This is a genomic window from Azospirillum thermophilum (genome assembly GCF_003130795.1).
GTDB lineage: Bacteria > Pseudomonadota > Alphaproteobacteria > Azospirillales > Azospirillaceae > Azospirillum > Azospirillum thermophilum.
Map to the genome: position 1 here is coordinate 13,973 of NZ_CP029358.1, position 19,761 is coordinate 33,733.

The window sequence follows — 19,761 nt, forward strand, 5'->3', positions numbered from 1 at the left end:
CATGGATACGCTTCTGCTGGTCGAACAGGGGCTGAACGGGCTCCAGCTCGGCGTGATGCTGTTCCTGATGGCGGCCGGGCTGACGCTCGTCTTCGGCATCATGGACCTGATCAACCTCGCGCACGGCTCCTTCTACATGGTGGGGGCGTATCTGACGGCGGCGCTGGTACCGGTGCTGGGCGGCTTCCTCCCCGCGCTGGCGGCGGCGGTGCTGCTGACCGCCCTGCTGGGGCTGGTGGTGGAGGCGGTGGCGCTGCGCACCCTCTACCGCCGCGACCATCTGGACCAGGTGCTGGCCACCTTCGGCCTGATCCTCTTCTTCAACGAGCTGGTGAAGATCCTGTTCGGGCCGGTGCCGATCTTCCTCAACCCGCCGGCGGCGCTGGCCGGGACGGTGGACCTGTGGGGGCTGAAGTATCCGGCCTTCCGGCTCGCCATCCTCGGCGTCGGCATCGCGGTGGCCGCCTTCCTGTGGCTGCTGATCACCCGCACGCGGGTCGGCATGCTGATCCGGGCCGGCGCCACCAACCGCGAGATGGTGATGGCGCTGGGGGTCGACGTCCGGCTGCTGTTCGGGCTGGTCTTCGCGCTCGGCTGCGGGCTGGCCGGGCTGGCCGGGGCGATGGCCGGACCGGTGCTGGCGGTGCAGGTCGGCATGGGGGAGCAGGTGCTGATCCTGACCTTCGTCGTCATCGTCATCGGCGGCATCGGGTCGATCCGCGGCGCGCTTGCCGGGGCGCTGCTGGTCGGCATCGTCGACACGGTGGGACGCGCCCTGCTGCCCGCCGGCTTCCGGCTCGTCCTCGACGCGGCCAGCGCCAACGCCGCGGGGGCCGCCGCGGCCTCCATGGCGATCTACGTGCTGATGGCGCTGGTGCTGGCGGTGCGGCCGCGCGGCCTGTTCCCGGCGGGCTGAGCCCGCCCCCTCCCCTTCCCCTCAGGCGACGACCATGGCCCTGACCCGTTCCCGCCTCATCCTGATCCTGCTGCTGGCCGCGGCCCTCGCCCTGCCGACCCTGGCGGAGTGGGCGGGCGAGCCCTTCTACATCCGGCTCGCCACCCGCATCCTGGTCTTCGCGCTCGCCGCCGTCAGCCTAGACCTCATCCTCGGCTTCGGCGGGATGGTCAGCTTCGGCCACGCCGCCTTCGTCGGGATCGGCGGCTATGTCGTCGGCATCCTGTTCGCCCATCAGGCGGACGGCTCGACCCTGTTCGGGCTGCCCGGCACGACCAACGCGCTGGTCGTCTGGCCGCTGGCGATGCTGGTGGGCGGGCTGGCGGCGCTGCCGATCGGCGCCATCTCGCTGCGCACCACGGGCGTGCCCTTCATCATGATCACGCTCGCCTTCGCCCAGATGCTGTTCTACCTGATGACCGGGCTGAAGGCCTACGGCGGCGACGACGGCATCGCGCTGTGGAGCCGCTCCACCCTGCCGGCGGGGCCGAACCTCGCCGACCACACCAGCTTCTACTACGTCACGCTGGCGCTGCTGCTGGCGGCGCTGGTCCTGGGCTGGCGGCTGGTCAACTCCCGCTTCGGGCGGGTCATCCGCGGCGCCAAGGACAACGAGCGGCGGATGGGCGCCCTGGGCTTCCCCGTCACCCGCTACAAGCTGGCCGCCTTCGTCCTCTCCGGGATGCTGGCCGGCCTGGCGGGGGCGCTGCTGGCCAACGCCACCCTGTTCATCGGGCCGCAGTACCTGCACTGGAGCCGGTCGGGCGACCTGATCGTGATGGTGGTGCTGGGCGGCATGGGCACGCTGATCGGGCCGGTGCTGGGGGCGGCGGCCCTGCTTCTGCTGGAGGAGTTCGTGCCGGAGGTGATGGACCTCGCCCATGCCGGGCTCGGCGAGCACTGGAAGATCGTGCTGGGGCCGGTGCTCCTCCTGCTGGTGCTGTTCGCCCGCAAGGGCCTGTGGGGCCTGCTGGCCGGGAGCCGCGCATCATGACCAGCCGGCCGCTTCTGGAAACCCATGCCCTCGTCAAGCGCTTCGGCGGCCTGACCGCCACCGACGGGCTCTCGCTGTCGGTGGCGGAGGGGGAGCTGCACGCGCTGATCGGCCCCAACGGCGCCGGCAAGAGCACCCTGATCGCCCAGCTTTCGGGAGAGCTGACGCCGAGCGAGGGGCGCATCCTGTTCGACGGCCGGGACGTCACCCGGCTGCCGCCCTTCAAGCGGTCGCTGCGCGGGTTGGCCCGCAGCTTCCAGATCACCTCGATCTTCCCCAGCTTCACGGCGCTGGACAATGTCGCCCTGGCGGTCCAGGCCCATGCCGGGCACAGCTTCCGCTTCTGGCGGGACGCCGGGCGGGACCCGCGGCTGGCCGGGCCGGCCCGCGCCGTGCTGGAGCGGGTCGGGCTGGGTGCCCGCGCCGCCACGCCGGCCTCCGCGCTCGCCCATGGCGAGAAGCGGCAGCTCGAGCTGGCCATGGCGCTGGCGACCGGGCCGCGGCTGCTCCTGCTCGACGAGCCGATGGCCGGCATGGGCCCCGAGGAGTCGCACCGCATGGTCGAGCTGCTGGCCGAGCTGAAGGGCGGCGTCACCATCCTGCTGGTGGAGCACGACATGGACGCGGTCTTCGCCCTGGCCGACCGCATCACCGTCCTGGTCCGCGGCAAGGATCTGGCGAGCGGCACGCCGGACCAGATCCGCCGGGATCCGGCGGTGCGGGAGGCCTATCTCGGCGACGAGCTGGACGACCACAGCCTGGAGGTGGCGTGATGCTGCAGGTCTCCAACCTCACCGCCGCCTACGGGCAGAGCCAGGTGCTGTTCGGCATGGAGCTGGCGGTCGGCGCCGGCGAGGTCGCCACCCTGATGGGCCGCAACGGCATGGGCAAGACGACCACCATCCGCTCGCTGCTCGGCCTCGTCCGGCCGTCGGGCGGGAGCATCCGCTTCGACGGGCAGGACCTCGCCGGGCTGCCGCCCCACCGCATCGCCCGCACCGGCATCGCCCTGGTGCCGGAGGGGCGGCAGGTCTTCCCGACCCTGACGGTGCGCGAGAACCTCGTCGCCACCGCGGCCAACCGGCACGGCCGCCGCGACCCCTGGACGGTGGAACGGGTCTACGCCCTGTTCCCCCGGCTGCAGGAGCGGGCCGGCAACCTCGCCCGCACCCTGTCCGGCGGCGAGCAGCAGATGCTGGCCATCGGCCGGGCCCTGATGACCAACCCCAAGCTTCTGATCCTGGACGAGGCGACGGAGGGGCTGGCCCCCCTGGTCCGCGCCGAGATCTGGCGCTGCCTCGCCCGGCTGAAGGCGGAGGGGCAGGCCATCCTGGTGGTCGACAAGACGGTGGCGGCGCTGGCCAAGCTGGCCGACCGCCACCACGTCATCGAGAAGGGCCGGCTGGTCTGGACCGGACGCTCCGCCGACCTGCTGGCCGATCCCGGCCTGAAGGAACGCTATCTCGGGGTGTGACGCCGGTCCCGCAGGCCGGCGGTCACAGGCTGTGGTCGGCGTAGGGGGTGGCGGCCAGTTCCGCCTCCGCCTTGCGGACCGCCTCCTTGGCCTCCTCGACCTCCGTCTTCTTCATCTGCACGTCGACCCGGTCGGCGGTGACGACGTCCTTGGCGGCCGAGGCCATGTCGTCGGCGGCCAGCTTGGCCTCCGCCGCCTTCAGCATCGTCTCGGCGGCCTTCAGCCGGACGCGGGCCGCCTTCAGGTTCTCCTCCGCCTTGCGGCGGGCGGCCTGCGGGTCGCTCCTGTTGCTCGCCCCGTTGGAGGAGCTGCCGTCCTCCACCGCCGCCACGGCGGTGGCCGGGTTCGCGGTGCCGGCGGCGGCAGCGGCATCGCTGACGGCCGGCGTCGCGGGCTGCGCCGCCGGGATGGACTGGCGGGTGGCCACGGGTCCGGCGACCTCGGCGATCGTGGTGGCGCTCATCGGAAGCTGCTCCGTCAGGTGGCGGTCGACCTCCGACGATAAACCCCGGGGTTTAAGGCCGCTTTTAAGCCCGGCCCGCCCGCCGCGGCGGCCGGCGCGGGCTGCAGGAGTACTGGTTGTACTCGTGCAAAGACAGGTTGCCGTCCCGGCGATTCCCCCGCCCTGCAGCCGGCGTCGCGGCGAAGAGAAGCACCGGCATTGACGGGCGGCGGTTGCAGGACTGATAAAGCGCTTTACACGAGACGACAGCCCTGCGACCGACTCCCGGCATGCCTACCCTCCTCCGCGGCCCCGCCTCCGGCCCGTTCTACTTCCCGTGGCCGCGGCGGCGGCCCTGGCCCTGGCGGGCTGGAGCGGCGTCGCCCACGCCCAGTCGGCGGCCCCGGCCGGTGCAGCACAGGTCGCCCCGGCGTCGCGTGGCGTTGCCCAGCACCGGACCGCCCAGCATCGGCCCCCCCTGTCCCGGCTCGCCGAGCCGCCGCCCCGCTCGCCGCTGTCGGGGCTGGACGCCGCCGGACGGCCGGTCTGCGGCGACGGCGAGGCCGCCGGGCCGGCCGCCCTGACCGCGCTCGCCGCCGGGGACGAGGGGTTCGTCCAGCTCCTGCGCGAGCGGCCGGAGGAGGGGTTCCGCTGCGCCGCCCTGTTCCCCGGCCCCGCCGCCACCGCCGCCCTGCGCGAGGCCGCCCCGCAGTCGCCCTATGACGCGGTGGGGGCGGCCGACCAGCTCTTCCGCCGCCCCGGCGGCGGCGCGGTGGTCGCGGCGGCGCTGCGGCCGGAGCTGCTGGCCCGCGCGCTCGACAGCGGCCTGCCCTTCTTCGAGACCCGGCACGAGCTGCGCAGGCTGCTGCCGCCGCAGGCCTTCCGCCTGCTGGAGATCCGGGCCGGCGACGCGCTGACCGCCGCCTTCGCCCGCGATCCCGTCACCTTCGCCGCCCGCATCGGCGCGCTGGTCGACGGCATGGACGAGGACCCCTCCACCGACCGCTTCCGCATCGTCGCCGCCCTGCCGGCCGAGCATCTCTACCAGATCGTCGCCCGCATCGGCCCGCAGCTCTACACCTCCTCCTTCGACGGCATCCTCGACGTGCTGGAGGCCAAGCTGAAGCGGCAGCGCCGCAGCTTCCTCGCCCTGGCCGGCGAGCCGGAGACGGCGCCGCTGTGGGCAGACTTCTTCGTCGCGGCGGTGGCCGGCGGCCGGGCCGACACGCTGTTCGGCCCCGCGGCCGGCGACCCGCGCCGGCTGGCGGCGGAGAGCGTGCGCGCCCTGCTGGCGGCCGAGCGGGCGCCCGACCCGCCGATCATCGCCGCCGCCCTGGCCGACGCCATGGAGGCGCGATCCGAGGACGCCCGCGCCGCCCTGGCCGCCGCGATGGCCGAGCAGTCCGCCGCCCCGCGCAGCCCGTCGGTGACGGCGACGGTGGCGCTCGCCGCCGGGCTCCATGCCCAGCGCCATGCCCAGCAGCATGCCGGCCGGCCCGCGCCCTCCCCCGCCGCCGTGCTGCTGGCGTCGCCGCTGACCGGCGACCCGCTGCCGATCCCCGCCGTCCCGACCCTGGCGGAGGAGCGGCTGTTCAGCGGCGGCGTCAACCTGCAGCGCATGACCTTCTACGACGACCCGGACGGCCGGGCGACCTTCCGCCGCTTCCTCTCGCTGCACCGCGGCGCCGGCTGGACCGTCGAGGAGCGGCCGGGCTTCGTCCTGGTCAGCAGCCCCGAGCGGCGGGGCCGCCGCATCGTCATCGCCGCCGACATCCCCTGGGCCGGCGAGGAGGGCCGCAAGGCGGTGCGCGCCTGGCTGGCGGAGCAGGGCCGCGCCCCCAGCATCGTCATCCACCGCGGCCACAGCTATCACGAGGACGAGACGATGCCGGAGATCGGCCCCGGCACCGCGCTGGTCTTCTGGGGCTCCTGCGGCGGCCACCAGCGGCTGCGCGCCACGCTGGACCAGGCGCCGGACGCGCTGGTTCTGGCGACCAGCAACATCGGCACCTCGCAGATCAACCAGGCCCTGCTGCACACCATCGAGGAGCGGCTGCTGACCCACGGCACCATCGACTGGGAGGCCGCCTGGACGACCGTCCGCGCCCAGGTCCGCGACCGCCGCTTCTCCGCCTACCAGCGGCCGGACCGCAACTCCACCCTGCTGGCCCTGCGCGCCTGGCGGACCCTGCTGCAGTCCGCCGCCACCCCCGCCCGCGCCCAGACCGGCTGACCCCCGCCGCAGCGCCCCCGGCTGTGCAATTGTGCAGAGCGTTTTTGCTGCACAATGCGGTGCAGCGGGGGTTTTTCGTTCTGCGTCAGGGGTTTGGGCGTGATCGACCGTAGGCGTACGTTGTGCGCCGACTGCACAATCCGGCCGTGCTCCGCCGTGGGGGGCGGGCGGCTTGGTCCTTCCTGCGGTGGGGGCGGATGGGGCGCGGCTGCGCGATGGGCGCAGCTCTGACGGTGATGGGGAGAGAGTAGACGGACGGCGGGGCTGGGGCAAGGGTGGCGGGGAAATCCCCAGGGCAACGAGTCCAGGTTAACGGCTGGTTGGAGTGAGTAGGTCGGCGAGGACGTTGGAGTTCCAGCCTGCGAGCTTGCGTGTTGTCTTGATGGAGTGTTTTCCCTTTCCGAGGCGCACGGCGTTGATGGCGAAGTGGCGCACCACCGCCATGTTGAGGGCGCCGTGCCCCTTGCGCAGGCGGGATTGGTCCTCGCCGAAGGTGACGTCGAGCACCCAGTGCAGACAGTTCTCGATGCCCCAATGGCCCCGGACGGCCTGTTCGAGGCGCTGCGGCGTGAGCACGGCGGAGCTGAGGTACAAGCGGCGCATGGCGGTCACGCTGCCGGCCTTCTCGACGGTGCTCTCGACCAGGGCGATGGAGGCGAGTTTGGCGAAGCGGGGCTCATCGGGATAGCGGCGGTCGCCGGACAGCCAGTCGACCTCCTGGCTGACGGCGTAGCGGCGGGTCTCCAAACGGCCATGGCCCTTGTCGACGTCGGTGTGGACGGCGACGCGGGCCTCGGGATCGTCGAAATAGCGGCCGATCTCGGCGAACAGCGTCGGTTGGTTGGCCTTGACCGCCAGCAGGTAATCGCCCTCGCGGTCGGTGATCGCCTTGGCGATGGCCGGATTGCAGGCGATGGCGTCGATGGTGACCACCGCCCCCTTCAGGGCGAGGCGATCCAGGATGTCGGGGATCGCCGCGCATTCGTTCTCCTTCTCGTCCACCGCCTCTTGCGCCAGCACCAGGCGCTCGGTGGTGGCCCAGGCGGAAACCAGGTGCAGCGCCTTGCGCCCGGCCCCCCGGTCATGGCTGCGCCGCGACGTCTTGCCGTCAAGGGCGATCAGCTTCGGCGCGTCGGAGCGCAGGGCCAACGCCCAGTCGGTGAAGCAGGCCTGAAACAGCTCAGGCGCGATCCGGTTCATCACCACCCGCAGCCAGTCCGCGCACGGTGTTCCGAAATGAAATTCCGAGAAGCGTCGCAGAAAATCCAAATGGTTGCGGCCCCACAGCGCGATCTCATCGTAGTCTTCGCAGTCCGCAATGGTCGCGGCGACCACCAGGAACAGCACCTCACGCAGCGGATACCGGACCTTCGGCGGCTCGCGCGGGTCCTCGATCACCGCAAAATGGTCAAGCAGGCTGCGCAGCCGGGACGGACGGAACGCCTCATCGATCTCGCCGGACATGGGGGACCTTCCCGTGATGGTTCACGCCCTCCATCAATCACATTCCCGGCCAACAGGGAATCCGGCACCGTCAACCGTTAACCTGACCTCGTGGCCCAGGGCTCCGAAGTCGGGTTAACGCTGGTTTACGAACGGCACGGTTTCTGATTCGGTGGGGCCGAACCGGATCGGGGGTGCCGTGCCATGAGTTCCATCGCAGCCGAATTTGGTCAGAAATCGCGTCTGAAGGCGCTGCTGGATCATTTTTCGCTGATCGACGATCCGCGCGATCCGTGGCGGGTGGCCTATCCCTTGCCGGAGATTCTGCTTCTGGCGGTCTGTGGGACGATCGCCGATTGTGAGGATTATGAGGCGATCGCAGCGTGGGGCGAAGCCCGGCTCGATTTTCTGCGGCGGTTTCAGCCCTACCATCACGGGGTGCCGAGCGGACGCTGGCTGACCGTGTTCATGAACCGGATCAACCCGTGCCTGTTCCAGGACTGCTTCACAGCCTGGGTGCGCGAGGCTTGGCCCGACCGCCCCGAGCTTGTCGCCATCGACGGCAAGACCTCGCGGCGCAGCCATGACCGCAGCCGCGCTCAAGCCCCTCTCCACTTGGTGTCGGCCTTCGCCACCACCAGCCGTCTGGTGCTCGGGCAGGAAGCCGTCGAAGACAAGGCTGGCGAACTCGCGGCCATTCCCGTTCTTCTGGAGCGCCTGGCGGCCGACGGCGGCCTCACGGGAGCGATCGTGACCATCGACGCCATCGCCTGCAACGCCACCATCGCCCAAGCCATCCGCGACGCCGGGGCCGACTACCTGCTGGCGGTCAAGGCCAACCAGCCGACCCTGCGCGATGAGATCGAAACTTACTTCGCCGAGGCCCCGGACGTGGCCCTCGAGCACGCCACCGACATCGACAAGGGCCATGGCCGGATCGAGCAGCGCACGGTCACGGTCGCCCGCGAGGTCGATTGGCTGACCGGCGAGCGCCGCTTCCCCGGCGAGGTGCGTCTGCCCGCCGTCGCCTCGATCATTCGGGTTGGCAGCAAAGCCGAGTTGAAGGACCGCTGCCGCTTCGACACCCGCTACTACGTTTCTTCCGCCACGCTGAGCGCCCAGGCAGCGGCTGAGGCCATTCGGGGGCATTGGGGCATCGAGAACCGGCTGCATTGGGTTCTCGACGTCGTCTTCACCGACGACCAGTCCCGCTTGCGCAAGGGACATGGCGCTCAGAACATGGCCGTCGTCCGCCATTTCGCCATCAATCTCGTCCGCAAGGCCGAGGAACCCGCCCGGCCGCGCTCGGGACTGCGGCGCGCCACCAAAAAACCGGCCAAACCCAAAGCGACAAGCATCAAGCTCCGACGAAAGCTGGCGGGATGGGACACCGATTACCTCGACGCCATCCTTGCCGCCAAAATCCGTTAACCTGGATTCGGAGCCCTGCCTCGTGGCCCTGATATTTTGCCTCGGGGCGTCGTATGTGATATCTGCAATAACTATTTTTCTAGAAAGGTTGAGAAGCCGTTTCTTGATCTACCTGCCGTTCGGCAATTGCGCTTTCATCAGGATCTTGAAAGCAAGCGCGGTACTATTCCACAGATAGATGGCGTAATTGCGCCGGATATACCGGCGCTACTTACTCGATATCCAAAGTATAATTTCACTTCGATCCAGGTTCCTGAGCCAGCCTTGCCAAGAATCCTGCAAGCTGGGCAAGGAACGTTGCTTTTTCCTATGGCCGATAGTCTTCCTGAAACACCAGTTGTCTCTCGTTTTGTTGCAAAGATTGCGTTAGAGGCAATGGCTTTGCGCCTAGTAGAGTACACAGAAGGCCTTTCGTATATTTGCGATGAGGTGCAGCTTGATGATTTACGTAATCACGCCCGAAATGGGCGCATTAACTCCTGGCCAATTCACATAAGAACTATATATCCTCCGAATGGTAAAATACATGGCATAAACGGAGATCTTGAGCAGATCGTTCATGAGTTTGATTTTCTTGCAACTGACCAAAGTGAGTGGTTTTTTGTCATGATTTTGTTTGGAGTAGAATTTGCAATAAATCTCGGCGGACCTGAAATAGGCGGCTATCTACACTGGCTTGAGCAGAACAACGGGATCAGTCCACTATATACTGAGAAACACGGTGGTATAGTGACGATGCCCAGATAGTTTACACATGATACTGATAGCACATTTAAATCATAGATCAAGAAGCGCGGCAATATCTAGATCTTCAGTTAAGGGGAGAACGAACAAGGGTGCACCAAGAGCTAGCGCAGCGCGATAGGCGGCGAGAACAGATCGTTCCTGATGCTCAGCCAATTCCTCTATCGATCGCAGAGGCCTTTTTCTTTGGCTATCCGATGAGCGTCGCAACGCAATATTTCTAACGTCATCAACCAAAGCCAAGAAACGAGAAACGCCGATGGATAAGAAAACAGACGGCGGGATTTCCGTCAAGCCGGTCGGTGTATCAATAACAACATGGCCATCGAGGACAACTAACCCTTCTTTTGGTGCGCGCCTCATAAATCCTGATACCAGAAGGGCCTGATTTTCATCAATATTTCCCCCTCGCAGGAGGTCGCGATCGATAGGCTCGTTATTCTGTCTTTCTCTCTCTTCCTTTATAAGCTCGCTAGCTTGTAGATGCTCGAACACTATTTTGCCCCGAGCGGCTTTGAGATGCGTAGATTTCCCAACACCCGATAGGCCTACCAAAGCTACAACTCTTCTCCTGTTCATGTTTTATATCCAAGATCAATGTGTGCAAGAAGATCATCAAGGCAAGAGTGTGATATCCGGAATATTGACTGCGGAGGGTGCTGCGAAATAACATTCAACTCCTTCAACCTCTTCAGGCCAATAGGCGGATCAACATATGCCGCAAGCAAATAATTGATTACCTTGACAGGGGATTCGAAAGATGCATGCCAGCCTTCGAGATCTTTTTCACTATACACCGACCTTCCGCCGGTCATCTGAAGTAATTCTCTAGTAGATCGGGCATAACGAACGTCTTCGAGCACGCCAACCGCTGATATAGCCTGTGACGGCGGCCATTGGGATTTTCCTTTGTAGAAGAATAAAATCGAGCCGGGCGGCCCTAAGTTGGACGGGGCTCGGCAAAGGTACACTTTCCGTATTGTATTACCTGGGCGTCGTGGACCTCCTCCCATTCCAAGCGCCCCAAAAAGATCTAACTGAGCTTGCTGCCGTAGATCTGGATAAAGGATATCATGGTAACCTTCTTTGATCGGAATGCCGAATGCCGCTGTATTCTGATCAATCACAAAGCGTGGGTAGTTCAGACGGTGGATGTCGAAGCGATTTTGATCGCCTTCTGGGATGAAAATGCATCCTGACATGCGCTTCTCGTATATTCTTTCGCCATCATGTTTTGTGGCGGTGTGCCTAAAGCCAAAATATTCAAGCAAGTCAATCAGAGATGTTTGGCCAACATATGTAGTAATGTAAATTACATCATATTTATTCTTTTGAGCAAACCAAAATACTTTCTTCAGAAGAAGCTCGCCAAGCTTGAGGCCGCGCCTCTCCGGCCGAACCTTAAGTGTGCAGATCTTGAGTATCTTGTTGGCTTTCTCGGTTGCGTCAGTATCTGTTCCTGTTTCATCTTTTCTAATAAGGAGCCCGGCAACACCCTCATCTTCAATGATCCAGCATAAGCGCCGCTGCTTTACGCACTTCTCTGTCCACCACATATCAAAGCCGGCATAGTCCTCTCGGAGGCTGTCAAAAATAGAGTCTGTCAGAGGAATGGAATGAGCATGGACTTCATCAATAAATCTTACAGGGGCTTCAATAGGCTCAAAGGTAGTTCGAAGAAGGTGGACCGCATCTGCTACGTAAAGCACTCTCCGCCCGAGTTCGGCTGAGTGTCGCCTTGCCCGTTCGTGCAATTCTCTGTCTTGTGTGACAAGAAAATCGGCTGCGCCAATGTGGAGTGCATGTAGTAGAGTGGCATCCACAATATCATTGTGTTTCGGCAGGGGCCCAAAATAGCGCGAAAGATCCGCAATAGTTAGCCCGCGTACCTTTGATAAAGTTTGGAATTTATTTAATTTGCTTAGTGAAATAGCCTGGCGAGCGGCATTTTTATCGCGGCTAACATCATCACGAGCGGCCTCATGAACAAAAATATCAACTTTGTGCTTTGCCGCAAGGCTTGTGAACGCAGAAAAGGCCGGCTCTACGGTTCTATTGTCTTCAAGATGAATGATCACATTTGTATCAATCAGATAAGTTTGTGTGCTCATTTCGGAGCGCCTTTTGAAGATTGGGCTTGGCGTAGAAAAAAGATTGCGGAGCCTTGAATCCAAACCGTTCCTTCAACTCCGGCAAGCCCAATGGTCGCGTAAACTGGCGTGCTTCTGAAAGCTTTAATGCAACACCCTCGTCAAGGCCACCAAAGTATTTATCAAATTCAGATTTCTGAATTGATGCAGATTTTCCGTGCTTCCTCCACAAGGCGGCAAGCGGAAGGCGTTCGACATTGTCTATTCTAGCGGCTCCAATCAACGCCATTTCCGGGGAGGTCGAATAAATATAAACTATAGAGCCTTCCGCACCAGATAGTGGGAAGCGCCGCCTCAATTCAATAGTTTTAATGCCTTGGAATATTTTTTTTGAGTATATTGGCTTTATGCTGAGTATTATGTCGCGCTTCGCAGATTGTTCCTCAATCTGATCCTCAAAAATTGGAAGAATATATTGAGCCCCACCATCAGCATGCCCACCAAGTTCGGATTGAATTCGCACGCCAAGCTCAGAATGAACTGGAAACACCGCATCTATGCGCAGACTAGCGCCAAGAGCCTCGACATAGCGCTGTAGAGAGGAGATTTGGACATCCCCTCGCTGTTCGATTTTGGAGACTGCAGCTTGGCCAATGCCTAGACGTTGGGCCATCTCAAACTGGGTTAGCCCTGCAGCTTGTCGCAACGCTTTGAGAGATTGGCCGACGACGCGCCCTGCGTCGCCGTCCCCAACCCGGACAGCATCGACAAATGCGCGCTCATCCGACCTCATACACACCATTCCCCTCGAGAGTCACACGACATAATAATTCCTTTAAAGGAATATGTTAAATAATACAAGAGGCCAGCCGACCAGCGTTGGTGGGGGAAGGTGGACACGCAGCATCTGGCCCAGCTCAGCCATTCCAACTCGATGACGAAAATTGCCGCTTCGGGCGTAGAGCCAATAGATCGGTTCGTCGAACCTTCGCCCCGCAAACGGTCCCTTGCCTGCCAACCCCCAATCTGTCCGTCACCCCACGTTTACAATGGTTTCCCGAACATGTAGTTCGTCGGACGAGCTTTTGGGTGGGATGATCAATGACCGCTCCTGGCGCAAAACAGCCTCCCCCAATCACCTCCCCCCTCCCCGCGGCGTCTTGACGCAGAAATAGTTTAAAGCTTAAATATCGAGACGTAGAATTTCCGCGCCTCAAGCGGCCCTCCCGGCCGGGGACGGGCCGGGCGCGAGGAAGGGAGGATCGTCCCGCATGTTCGCCTCTGCCCACGTCGACAGCTTCGCCCGCGACCGCCTGCCGCCGCCGGACCTGTGGCCGGAGCTGTTGCTGGACAATCCCGACGTCACCTATCCGGAGCGGCTGAACTGCGTCGTCCGGCTGCTCGACGAGCGGATCGCCCAGGGCTGGGGCGGGCGGCCCTGCCTGTTCTCCCTCACCGAAGCCTGGACCTACGGCGAGCTGGCGGAGCGGGTGAACCGCATCGCCTCGGTGCTGGTCGGGCGGCTCGGGATGGTGCCGGGCAACCGGGTGCTGCTACGCGGGGCCAACACGCCGATGATGGTCGCCGCCTATCTCGCAGTGATGAAGGCCGGCGGCATCGCCGTCGCCACCATGCCCCTGCTGCGCGCCGGGGAGCTGGTGCTGCCGATCGAAAAGGCGGAGGTCGCCCTGGCGCTCTGCGACCACCGGCTGATGGAGGAGCTGGAGACGGCGCGGCACTCGGCGCCGCGGCTCGCCCGCATCGTCTCCTTCGGCAGCGCCGACGCGGAGCTGGAGCGGATGATGGCCGACGCCCCGCCCGACTTCGCCGCCTGCGACACCGCGCAGGACGACGTCTGCCTGCTGGGCTTCACCTCCGGCACCACCGGCGGGCCGAAGGCGACCATGCATTTCCACCGCGACGTGATGGCCATCGCCGACACCTACGGCCGGCATGTGCTGCGGGCGACGGCGGAGGACCGCTTCATCGGGTCGCCGCCGCTGGCCTTCACCTTCGGGCTCGGCGGGCTGGTGATCTTCCCGCTGGCGGTCGGCGCCTCCACCGTGCTGCTGGAACGGGTGGGGCCGGACGACCTGCTGGAGGCCATCGCGCGCTTCCGGGCGACCGTCCTGTTCACCGCCCCCACCGCCTATCGCGCCCTGCTGGCCCGCCGGGCGCCGGACGCGCTGAGGAGCCTGCGGCGCTGCGTCTCCGCCGGGGAGCATCTGCCGCTCGCCACCTTCACCGCCTGGACGGAGGTGACGGGCATCCCGCTGATGGACGGCATCGGCGCCACCGAAATGCTGCACATCTTCATCGGCAGCCCGCCGGACCGCATCCGGCCGGGATCGACCGGCCAGCCGGTGCCGGGATTCCAGGCGAAGATCGTCGATGACGAGGGGCGCGACTGCCCACCCGGCACGCCCGGCAATCTGGTGGTGCGCGGGCCGACCGGCTGCCGCTATCTCGACGATCCGCGGCAGACGCGCTATGTGCGCGACGGCTGGAACTGGACCGGCGACACCTATGTCGCCGACGCCGATGGCTATTTCTGGTACCAGGCGCGCTCCGACGACATGATCGTCTCGGCCGGCTACAACATCGCCGGGCCGGAGGTGGAACGCGCGCTGATGACCCATCCCGCCGTCGCCGAATGCGCCGTCATCGGCACGCCGGACCCCGACCGCGGCATGGTGGTGACCGCCTTCGTCGTCGCCGCTCCGGGCATCACCACCGGCGACGCGCTGGTCCGCAGCCTGCAGGACCATGTGAAGGCGCAGATCGCCCCCTACAAATACCCCCGCCGCATCGAGTTCCTCGACGAGCTGCCCAAGACGCCGAGCGGCAAGCTGCAGCGCGTGGCGCTGCGCCGGCGATACGGGACGGCGCCGGGCTGAAGAGGGGAGGGGGGAAAGGCGCCCTCCCCTGCTCCGGCCCCCCTACTCCGGTTTCGCCGAATCCTGCTTCGCGGCCAGGGCGGAGCCGCCGGCGACGAAGCGGCGGATGTCCTCGCGGGCGAAGGCGAAACGGCCCTTTGCCGGGTGGTTGTCGTCGAAATAGAGCGGCAGCCCGTCCTCGCCATAGCGGCAGGTGCCCTCGCCGCACAGCCGCCGCCACAGCGACAGGCGGGCGTGCAGGCTCGCGCCGTTCTGCTCGATGGCCGCCAGCAGGCGGCGGTTGCGCTCCTGGTACTCGGCGGCGGTGAAGCCGCCGTCGATCGGGCGGTGCCAGGCGAGGCTGGCGGCCATGGCGCGCGGGGCGTTGTGGCGGGCGCCGGGAACCGGATCGGCCAGATGCACCCGCACCCCCTGCCCCGCCAGATCGCGCAGGGTGCGGGCCACCGCCGCGTCGAGCACCGCCGCGGTGTCGGCGCCGCTGCCGTCGCTCTGCACCGTGTCGTGGTAATAGCCGGTCCAGAAGGCGGTCATCACGACGGTGCGGATGCCGGTCCGGCCGATCAGCGCCTTCACCGCCTCGGCCACCGCGTGGCAGGGCAGCGGGTAGTCGGCGCGGTGGATGCCGAACAGCGGAGCGCAGCCGTTGTAGCCGACGACCAGCGCCTTCCTGCCCGTGGCGCGCAGGGCCTCGTCATAGAGGTGCTGGAAGGCGATGGCGTGGGAATCGCCCCAATAGAGCCAGGTCTCCTGCGCCTCGGGCGCGCCGATGACGCAGAGGCGCCCCTGCGCGATGTCCGCCGGCCTGCGGTCCTGGCAGGCGAGCGCTTCCGGATCGCGCATCCCGGCGACGGCGCTCACCTCCGCCACCTGCGGGGCGAAGCGGCCGGTCCAGCCGCCGGTCGTCAGGCCGTGGGCGCCGGCCAGGCAGGCCAGCAGCAGCGCCGCCGCCGCCCCGGCGAACACCCGGCGGCCGGGCAGCAGCGGAGCGCCGCGGCGGAAGGGCTGCTCGACATAGCGCCAGGACAGCACCGACAGCAGGACGGTCGCCGCGATGACGCCCGCGGTCTCCCACCCGGTCAGCGGCCGGAAGGCGAGATAGCCCGCGAAGACCAGCAGCGGCCAGTGCCAGAGATAGAGCGAGTAGGAAATCCGCCCGGTGAACACCATCGGCCGGGTGGAGAGCAGCCGGGCCGCCGCGGTGTCCCGGGTCCCGCTGTGGATCAGCAGGGCCGCCCCCAGGCAGGGATAGAGCGCGTTGATTCCGGGGAACTCCATGGCGCCGTGGAAGGTGAGGACGCTCCACCCGATCAGGCCGAGCCCGAGCAGCCCCGCCCCCTCGGCCAGGATGCGGCTGCGCAGCGGCGGCACCGCCCCCACCGCCAGCAGGGCGCCCAGCAGAAGCTCCCACGCCCGCGTCGGCGCGAGGAAGAAGGCGGCGTCCGGCTTGTGCGCCACCCCCCAGACGGCGAGCGCGAAGGAGGCCGCCAGCACCGGCAGCAGCGCGACGCTCCAGCGCCCTTTGGCGAAGCGCCAGACCAGCAGCAGGAGCAGCGGGAAGAGGATGTAGAACTGTTCCTCCACCGCCAGCGACCAGGTGTGGAGCAGCGGCTTGAACACCGCCTGATCGTCGAAATAGCCGGACTGCCGCCAGAAGAAGATGTTGGAGACCGACAGCGCTGCGGCGACGACGCTGCCGGCGAACTCCCGGAAATCGTTGGGCAGCAGGATCGCCGCCGCGAGCAGCCAGGAGACCAGCAGCACGGCCGCCAGGGCCGGCAGGATGCGGCGCACCCGCCGCTCGTAGAAGGACAGCAGGGAAAAGCGGCCCTCCCGGATCTCCTCGGCGATCAGCGCGGTGATGAGGAAGCCGGAGATGACGAAGAACACGTCCACCCCGACGAAGCCGCCGCCGAACAGCGGAATGCCGGCGTGGGACAGAATGACCGGCACGACAGCGACGGTGCGCAGCCCGTCGACATCCCGTCTGTAGCGCATCTCGCTCCCCCGGAACGGCTGATGATCGGCCGCATTGCCGCGATACGGCAAGGCACCCTCAGCTTGTGCGATCCGGGGCGGGCGCCGGGTGGCCGCGGACGGATATCATACCACCGCGCCCGCAGCCGGCGGCGGGGTTACGTCGCCCTGCCCGTCCGCACCACGGCGAGCGCCTGCCCGGCCGCGGCGCGCAGCATCATGCGGTCGCTCATCACCGCCATCAGGCGGTAGCCCATCTCCGACAGCTCCACCGCGCGTTCCGGGCTGTGGCAGAAGACGCTGGCGAACTTGCCCCTGGCCTTGCAGCAGGCGGCGACGTGGCGCAGCGCCTCCTGCACCGCCGGTCCCATCGGATCGAGGCCGGCGCCGTCCGACAGCGCGATCGACAGGTCGGCCGGCCCGACCAGCACGCCGTCGATCCCCGGCTCGTCCAGGATGGCGTCGACCGCCTGCAGCGCCGCCCGCGTCTCGATCATCGCGATGGCCAGCGAGAAGCCGTTGGCCTGCGCCACATAGTCGCCGACCGACAGGCCGGAGAGGAGCTGCGCCCGGTGCGGTCCCCAGCTCCGGCTGCCGAGCGGCGGGAACTTGACGAAGGAGGCGAAGCGGCGGGCATCCTCCACCGAATTGATCATCGGCGCGATGACCGCGGCGGCCCCGGCATCGAGCGCGCGCGAGGCGGTGGCGAAGGCTTCCACCGGGACGCGGACGATGGACGGCCTGCCGAGCGCCGCGACGCCGGCGATCATCTGCGTCATGGTTTCGAAGCCGATCGGGCCGTGCTGCATGTCCAGCACGACGGCGTCGAACCCCTCCCCCGCCAGCAGTTCGGCGATGCCGGCGTCGGGCGTGCCGCACCAGGCGCTGAACAGCGGCTGGCCGGCGGCGAGCCGCCGCGCGAGATCCGCGATGACCGACATGATGTTCCCTCCCCTTTTTGGTCGCCCGTTGGTCGCTTGACGTCCCATGGTGGGGGAGAGCGGGCGGGACGCTCAAGCGCAACCTGCCGCCCCCCACTTCTTCCCGCCCGGCGCGGCGCGTCGTCTGGCGGAAGCGGAAACCGCAATATCTTTCTTGCGAAACCGGTAGTTTTTCATTGACGCCCCGCCCCGCCCGCGCGCAGGGTCGCCGCGTCACCAGGGGACAACAGGGGGCCGCCATGGCGGAGAAGATGAGCGGGGCCGAGCTGCGCGCCTATCGCGAGAACCGGCAACTGGATCAGGCGGGGCTGGCCGCCTGGCTGAACGAGCGGCTGAACCGCCGCTATGACCGCAACAAGGTCAGCGCCTGGGAGACGGGCAGCACGCCGATCCCCGACCTGGTCAGCACGGTGGTGCGCGACGCCCTGACCAGCCGCAGCCGCCCGTCGTCGGGTCCGGCGCGCATCGTCGCCTTCGCCAACCAGAAGGGCGGCGTCGCCAAGACGACGAGCGCGCTCAACACGGCGATCCTGCTGGCCCAGCGCGGCAAGCGCGTGCTGCTGGTCGACTGCGATCCGCAGGGCAGCGCCACGCTGCATCTGGGCGAAAAGCCGCTGAAGCTGGACGAGCAGGGCAAGACGCTGACCTGGCTGCTGACCCGCGACACCCCGACCGCCGAGGCCATCGTGCCGGTGTGCGACGGCCAGTTCGACCTGATCCCCAGCAGCATCTCGCTGGCCGAGGCCGAGGCGTCGCTGGTCACCAATCCGCTGGCCGGCGGCGTGCTGCAGGGCAAGCTGGAGGAGGTGGTCGACCGCTACGACGTGCTGCTGCTCGATTGCCCGCCGAACCTCGGCTATATCTCGGTCACCGCACTCGCCGCGGCGGATGCGCTGATCGTGCCCTGCCAGACGGAGGGGCTGGCCTATGCCGGCATCGCCAGCCTGTTCAGCACGGTGGACAAGGTGCGCCGTTTCGCCAAGAAGAACATCCGGCTGCTCGGCATCCTCCCTACCCTCTACAATGCGCGCCGCATCGCCGACCAGGAGGTTCTCGGCCGGCTGCAGCGTCAGGCGGAGAAGCTGAACGTGCGGCTGTTCACGCCGGTGCGCGACGCCGCCGACTACGGCAAGTCGTTCCTCGCCGGGCGGCCGGTGCTGGAACTGAACCCCAAGGCCGCGGGGGCCGAAAGCTATGCGGAGATCGCCGACGCGATCATCGCCCTGACCGTGGAGACGCAGAATGCCGCCGCGTAAGCTGAACACCGCCAACCTGGACGAGGTGGACGATCTGGTGAAGCAGACCGCCGATGCGGTCAGCCTGTTCGCCGACGACGACGGCGACTTCCTCAAGGTCGTCGCGCTCGACCTCATCGACCCGAACCCGAACCAGCCGCGCCGCAGCTTCGATCCGGCCGACCTCGACGACCTCGCCCGCTCGATCGCCGCCGTCGGGGTGATCCAGCCGATCCTGGTGACGCGCGTCGGCGACCGCTATCAACTGATCGCCGGCGAACGGCGCGTGCGGGCGAGCCGGCTGGCCGGCAAGACGAGCATCAAGGCGGTCGTCACCCGCAGCGCCAGCCCGTCGGTGGTGGCGCTGGTCGAGAACATCCAGCGCGCCGACCTCAACGCGCTGGAACTGGCGGCCGGCGTGCGCTCCATGCTCGACCATCATGCGACCCAACGCGAGGTGGCCCGTCTGCTCGGCAAGTCCGACAGCTTCGTGTCGCGGGCGCTCAAGCTGCTCGACCTGCCGGCGGCGATCCTGGAGGAGTATCCGGAGCAGTCCGGGCAAGTGTCGATCAACGCCATGTTCGAGATCGCCGAGGCGCCGCGGGCTCTGCAGGGCGAGCTGTGGCAGCGCGCCAAGGAGGGGGCGCCGATCAAGGCCCTGCGCGCCGTCCGCCGTGATACCGCCCCGCCGCCACGCTCCACCACGCCGGCGCCGATCCTGCGCACGCTGCCCAAGGTGGCGAAGGGGCTGGCGGCACTGGACGCGGCGGCGCTGAACGAGGCGGAGGTCGATGCGTTGCAGGCGCTGCGCGACCAGATCGACGCGCTGCTGCGCCATCGCCGCTGAGGCGGTTTGCGACGTCGCAAAAGTTCCCGGTCGCGGACCAAGCCCCCTGGACAACGAAAAA

General features: G+C 66.7%; 17 protein-coding genes. 10 read left to right on the forward strand and 7 right to left on the reverse strand.

Annotation, left to right across the window (positions count from 1 at the left end; all coding sequences use genetic code 11):
• Position 1: 1 nt before the first annotated feature.
• From DEW08_RS27860 to DEW08_RS27875, 4 genes are read left to right on the forward strand one after another with little or no spacing between them, the layout of a single operon-like run.
• On the forward strand, positions 2-916 hold the full coding sequence (locus DEW08_RS27860) for a branched-chain amino acid ABC transporter permease (protein WP_109333556.1): 915 nt from the start codon (positions 2-4) through the stop codon (positions 914-916).
• Between the two features lie 34 nt (positions 917-950).
• Positions 951-1,949 (forward strand): branched-chain amino acid ABC transporter permease, encoded by a 999-nt coding sequence (locus tag DEW08_RS27865; RefSeq protein WP_109333558.1) that lies wholly within the window; start codon positions 951-953, stop codon positions 1,947-1,949.
• Complete coding sequence (locus DEW08_RS27870; RefSeq protein ID WP_109333560.1) at positions 1,946-2,722, forward strand: ABC transporter ATP-binding protein; 777 nt, start codon at positions 1,946-1,948, stop codon at positions 2,720-2,722. Before DEW08_RS27865 ends, DEW08_RS27870 begins: the two co-directional genes overlap by 4 nt.
• A complete protein-coding gene (locus DEW08_RS27875; RefSeq protein ID WP_109333562.1) occupies positions 2,722-3,423 on the forward strand; it encodes an ABC transporter ATP-binding protein in 702 nt (233 codons plus the stop codon). The genes DEW08_RS27870 and DEW08_RS27875 overlap by 1 nt, the downstream gene beginning before the upstream one ends.
• 22 nt (positions 3,424-3,445) lie before the next feature.
• On the opposite strand, the gene DEW08_RS27880 is transcribed toward DEW08_RS27875, so the two are convergent.
• Complete coding sequence (locus DEW08_RS27880) at positions 3,446-3,886, reverse strand: hypothetical protein (protein WP_109333564.1); 441 nt, start codon at positions 3,884-3,886, stop codon at positions 3,446-3,448.
• A gap of 316 nt (positions 3,887-4,202) precedes the next feature.
• On the opposite strand from DEW08_RS27880, the gene DEW08_RS27885 reads away from it, so the two are divergent.
• Complete coding sequence (locus tag DEW08_RS27885) at positions 4,203-6,098, forward strand: hypothetical protein (RefSeq protein WP_109333566.1); 1,896 nt, start codon at positions 4,203-4,205, stop codon at positions 6,096-6,098.
• Between the two features lie 309 nt (positions 6,099-6,407).
• On the opposite strand, the gene DEW08_RS27890 is transcribed toward DEW08_RS27885, so the two are convergent.
• Positions 6,408-7,562: an ISAs1 family transposase gene (locus DEW08_RS27890; RefSeq protein WP_109333568.1), complete on the reverse strand. Its 1,155-nt coding sequence runs from the start codon at positions 7,560-7,562 to the stop codon at positions 6,408-6,410.
• Positions 7,563-7,745: 183 nt separating this feature from the next.
• Between DEW08_RS27890 and DEW08_RS27895 the strand changes: the two genes are divergently transcribed.
• On the forward strand, positions 7,746-8,972 hold the full coding sequence (locus DEW08_RS27895; protein WP_109326513.1) for an ISAs1 family transposase: 1,227 nt from the start codon (positions 7,746-7,748) through the stop codon (positions 8,970-8,972).
• A gap of 126 nt (positions 8,973-9,098) precedes the next feature.
• Entirely contained in the window at positions 9,099-9,719 is a 621-nt protein-coding gene (locus tag DEW08_RS30860; RefSeq protein ID WP_146214779.1) for a hypothetical protein, read from the forward strand.
• 30 nt (positions 9,720-9,749) lie between these two features.
• Here DEW08_RS30860 and DEW08_RS27900 read toward each other — a convergent pair whose 3' ends face one another.
• The 3 genes from DEW08_RS27900 to DEW08_RS27910 are packed head-to-tail and all read right to left on the reverse strand — an operon-like array spanning position 9,750 to position 12,599.
• Positions 9,750-10,295 (reverse strand): ATP-binding protein, encoded by a 546-nt coding sequence (locus DEW08_RS27900; protein WP_109333570.1) that lies wholly within the window; start codon positions 10,293-10,295, stop codon positions 9,750-9,752.
• On the reverse strand, positions 10,292-11,827 hold the full coding sequence (locus tag DEW08_RS27905; RefSeq protein ID WP_109334124.1) for a GNAT family N-acetyltransferase: 1,536 nt from the start codon (positions 11,825-11,827) through the stop codon (positions 10,292-10,294). The genes DEW08_RS27900 and DEW08_RS27905 overlap by 4 nt, the downstream gene beginning before the upstream one ends.
• Complete coding sequence (locus DEW08_RS27910; RefSeq protein ID WP_109334122.1) at positions 11,802-12,599, reverse strand: helix-turn-helix domain-containing protein; 798 nt, start codon at positions 12,597-12,599, stop codon at positions 11,802-11,804. The genes DEW08_RS27905 and DEW08_RS27910 overlap by 26 nt, the downstream gene beginning before the upstream one ends.
• 478 nt (positions 12,600-13,077) lie before the next feature.
• Here DEW08_RS27910 and DEW08_RS27915 point away from each other — a divergent pair, with 478 nt between their 5' ends.
• Positions 13,078-14,703, forward strand: a complete 1,626-nt coding sequence (locus tag DEW08_RS27915; RefSeq protein ID WP_109333572.1) for an AMP-binding protein — start codon at positions 13,078-13,080, stop codon at positions 14,701-14,703.
• Positions 14,704-14,745: 42 nt separating this feature from the next.
• Here DEW08_RS27915 and DEW08_RS27920 read toward each other — a convergent pair whose 3' ends face one another.
• Positions 14,746-16,698: an acyltransferase family protein gene (locus DEW08_RS27920; protein WP_109333575.1), complete on the reverse strand. Its 1,953-nt coding sequence runs from the start codon at positions 16,696-16,698 to the stop codon at positions 14,746-14,748.
• Positions 16,699-16,835: 137 nt separating this feature from the next.
• On the reverse strand, positions 16,836-17,618 hold the full coding sequence (locus DEW08_RS27925; protein WP_109333577.1) for an HpcH/HpaI aldolase family protein: 783 nt from the start codon (positions 17,616-17,618) through the stop codon (positions 16,836-16,838).
• Positions 17,619-17,857: 239 nt separating this feature from the next.
• Here DEW08_RS27925 and DEW08_RS27930 point away from each other — a divergent pair, with 239 nt between their 5' ends.
• Both DEW08_RS27930 and DEW08_RS27935 read left to right on the forward strand, forming a co-directional pair.
• Positions 17,858-18,874, forward strand: coding sequence for an AAA family ATPase (locus tag DEW08_RS27930; protein ID WP_109333579.1), 1,017 nt, complete (start codon positions 17,858-17,860; stop codon positions 18,872-18,874).
• Complete coding sequence (locus DEW08_RS27935; protein WP_109333581.1) at positions 18,861-19,700, forward strand: ParB/RepB/Spo0J family partition protein; 840 nt, start codon at positions 18,861-18,863, stop codon at positions 19,698-19,700. The genes DEW08_RS27930 and DEW08_RS27935 overlap by 14 nt, the downstream gene beginning before the upstream one ends.
• Positions 19,701-19,761 lie beyond the last annotated feature (61 nt).

Bases quoted from the DNA above. Each gene is read 5' to 3' on its own strand.
- DEW08_RS27860 (WP_109333556.1), top strand. From the start codon at position 2: ATGGATACGCTTCTGCTGGTCGAACAGGGGCTGAACGGGCTCCAGCTC.
- DEW08_RS27865 (WP_109333558.1), top strand. From the start codon at position 951: ATGGCCCTGACCCGTTCCCGCCTCATCCTGATCCTGCTGCTGGCCGCG.
- DEW08_RS27870 (WP_109333560.1), top strand. From the start codon at position 1,946: ATGACCAGCCGGCCGCTTCTGGAAACCCATGCCCTCGTCAAGCGCTTC.
- DEW08_RS27875 (WP_109333562.1), top strand. From the start codon at position 2,722: ATGCTGCAGGTCTCCAACCTCACCGCCGCCTACGGGCAGAGCCAGGTG.
- DEW08_RS27880 (WP_109333564.1), bottom strand. From the start codon at position 3,886: ATGAGCGCCACCACGATCGCCGAGGTCGCCGGACCCGTGGCCACCCGC.
- DEW08_RS27890 (WP_109333568.1), bottom strand. From the start codon at position 7,562: ATGTCCGGCGAGATCGATGAGGCGTTCCGTCCGTCCCGGCTGCGCAGC.
- DEW08_RS27895 (WP_109326513.1), top strand. From the start codon at position 7,746: ATGAGTTCCATCGCAGCCGAATTTGGTCAGAAATCGCGTCTGAAGGCG.
- DEW08_RS27900 (WP_109333570.1), bottom strand. From the start codon at position 10,295: ATGAACAGGAGAAGAGTTGTAGCTTTGGTAGGCCTATCGGGTGTTGGG.
- DEW08_RS27905 (WP_109334124.1), bottom strand. From the start codon at position 11,827: ATGAGCACACAAACTTATCTGATTGATACAAATGTGATCATTCATCTT.
- DEW08_RS27910 (WP_109334122.1), bottom strand. From the start codon at position 12,599: ATGAGGTCGGATGAGCGCGCATTTGTCGATGCTGTCCGGGTTGGGGAC.
- DEW08_RS27915 (WP_109333572.1), top strand. From the start codon at position 13,078: ATGTTCGCCTCTGCCCACGTCGACAGCTTCGCCCGCGACCGCCTGCCG.
- DEW08_RS27920 (WP_109333575.1), bottom strand. From the start codon at position 16,698: ATGCGCTACAGACGGGATGTCGACGGGCTGCGCACCGTCGCTGTCGTG.
- DEW08_RS27925 (WP_109333577.1), bottom strand. From the start codon at position 17,618: ATGTCGGTCATCGCGGATCTCGCGCGGCGGCTCGCCGCCGGCCAGCCG.
- DEW08_RS27930 (WP_109333579.1), top strand. From the start codon at position 17,858: ATGGCGGAGAAGATGAGCGGGGCCGAGCTGCGCGCCTATCGCGAGAAC.
- DEW08_RS27935 (WP_109333581.1), top strand. From the start codon at position 18,861: ATGCCGCCGCGTAAGCTGAACACCGCCAACCTGGACGAGGTGGACGAT.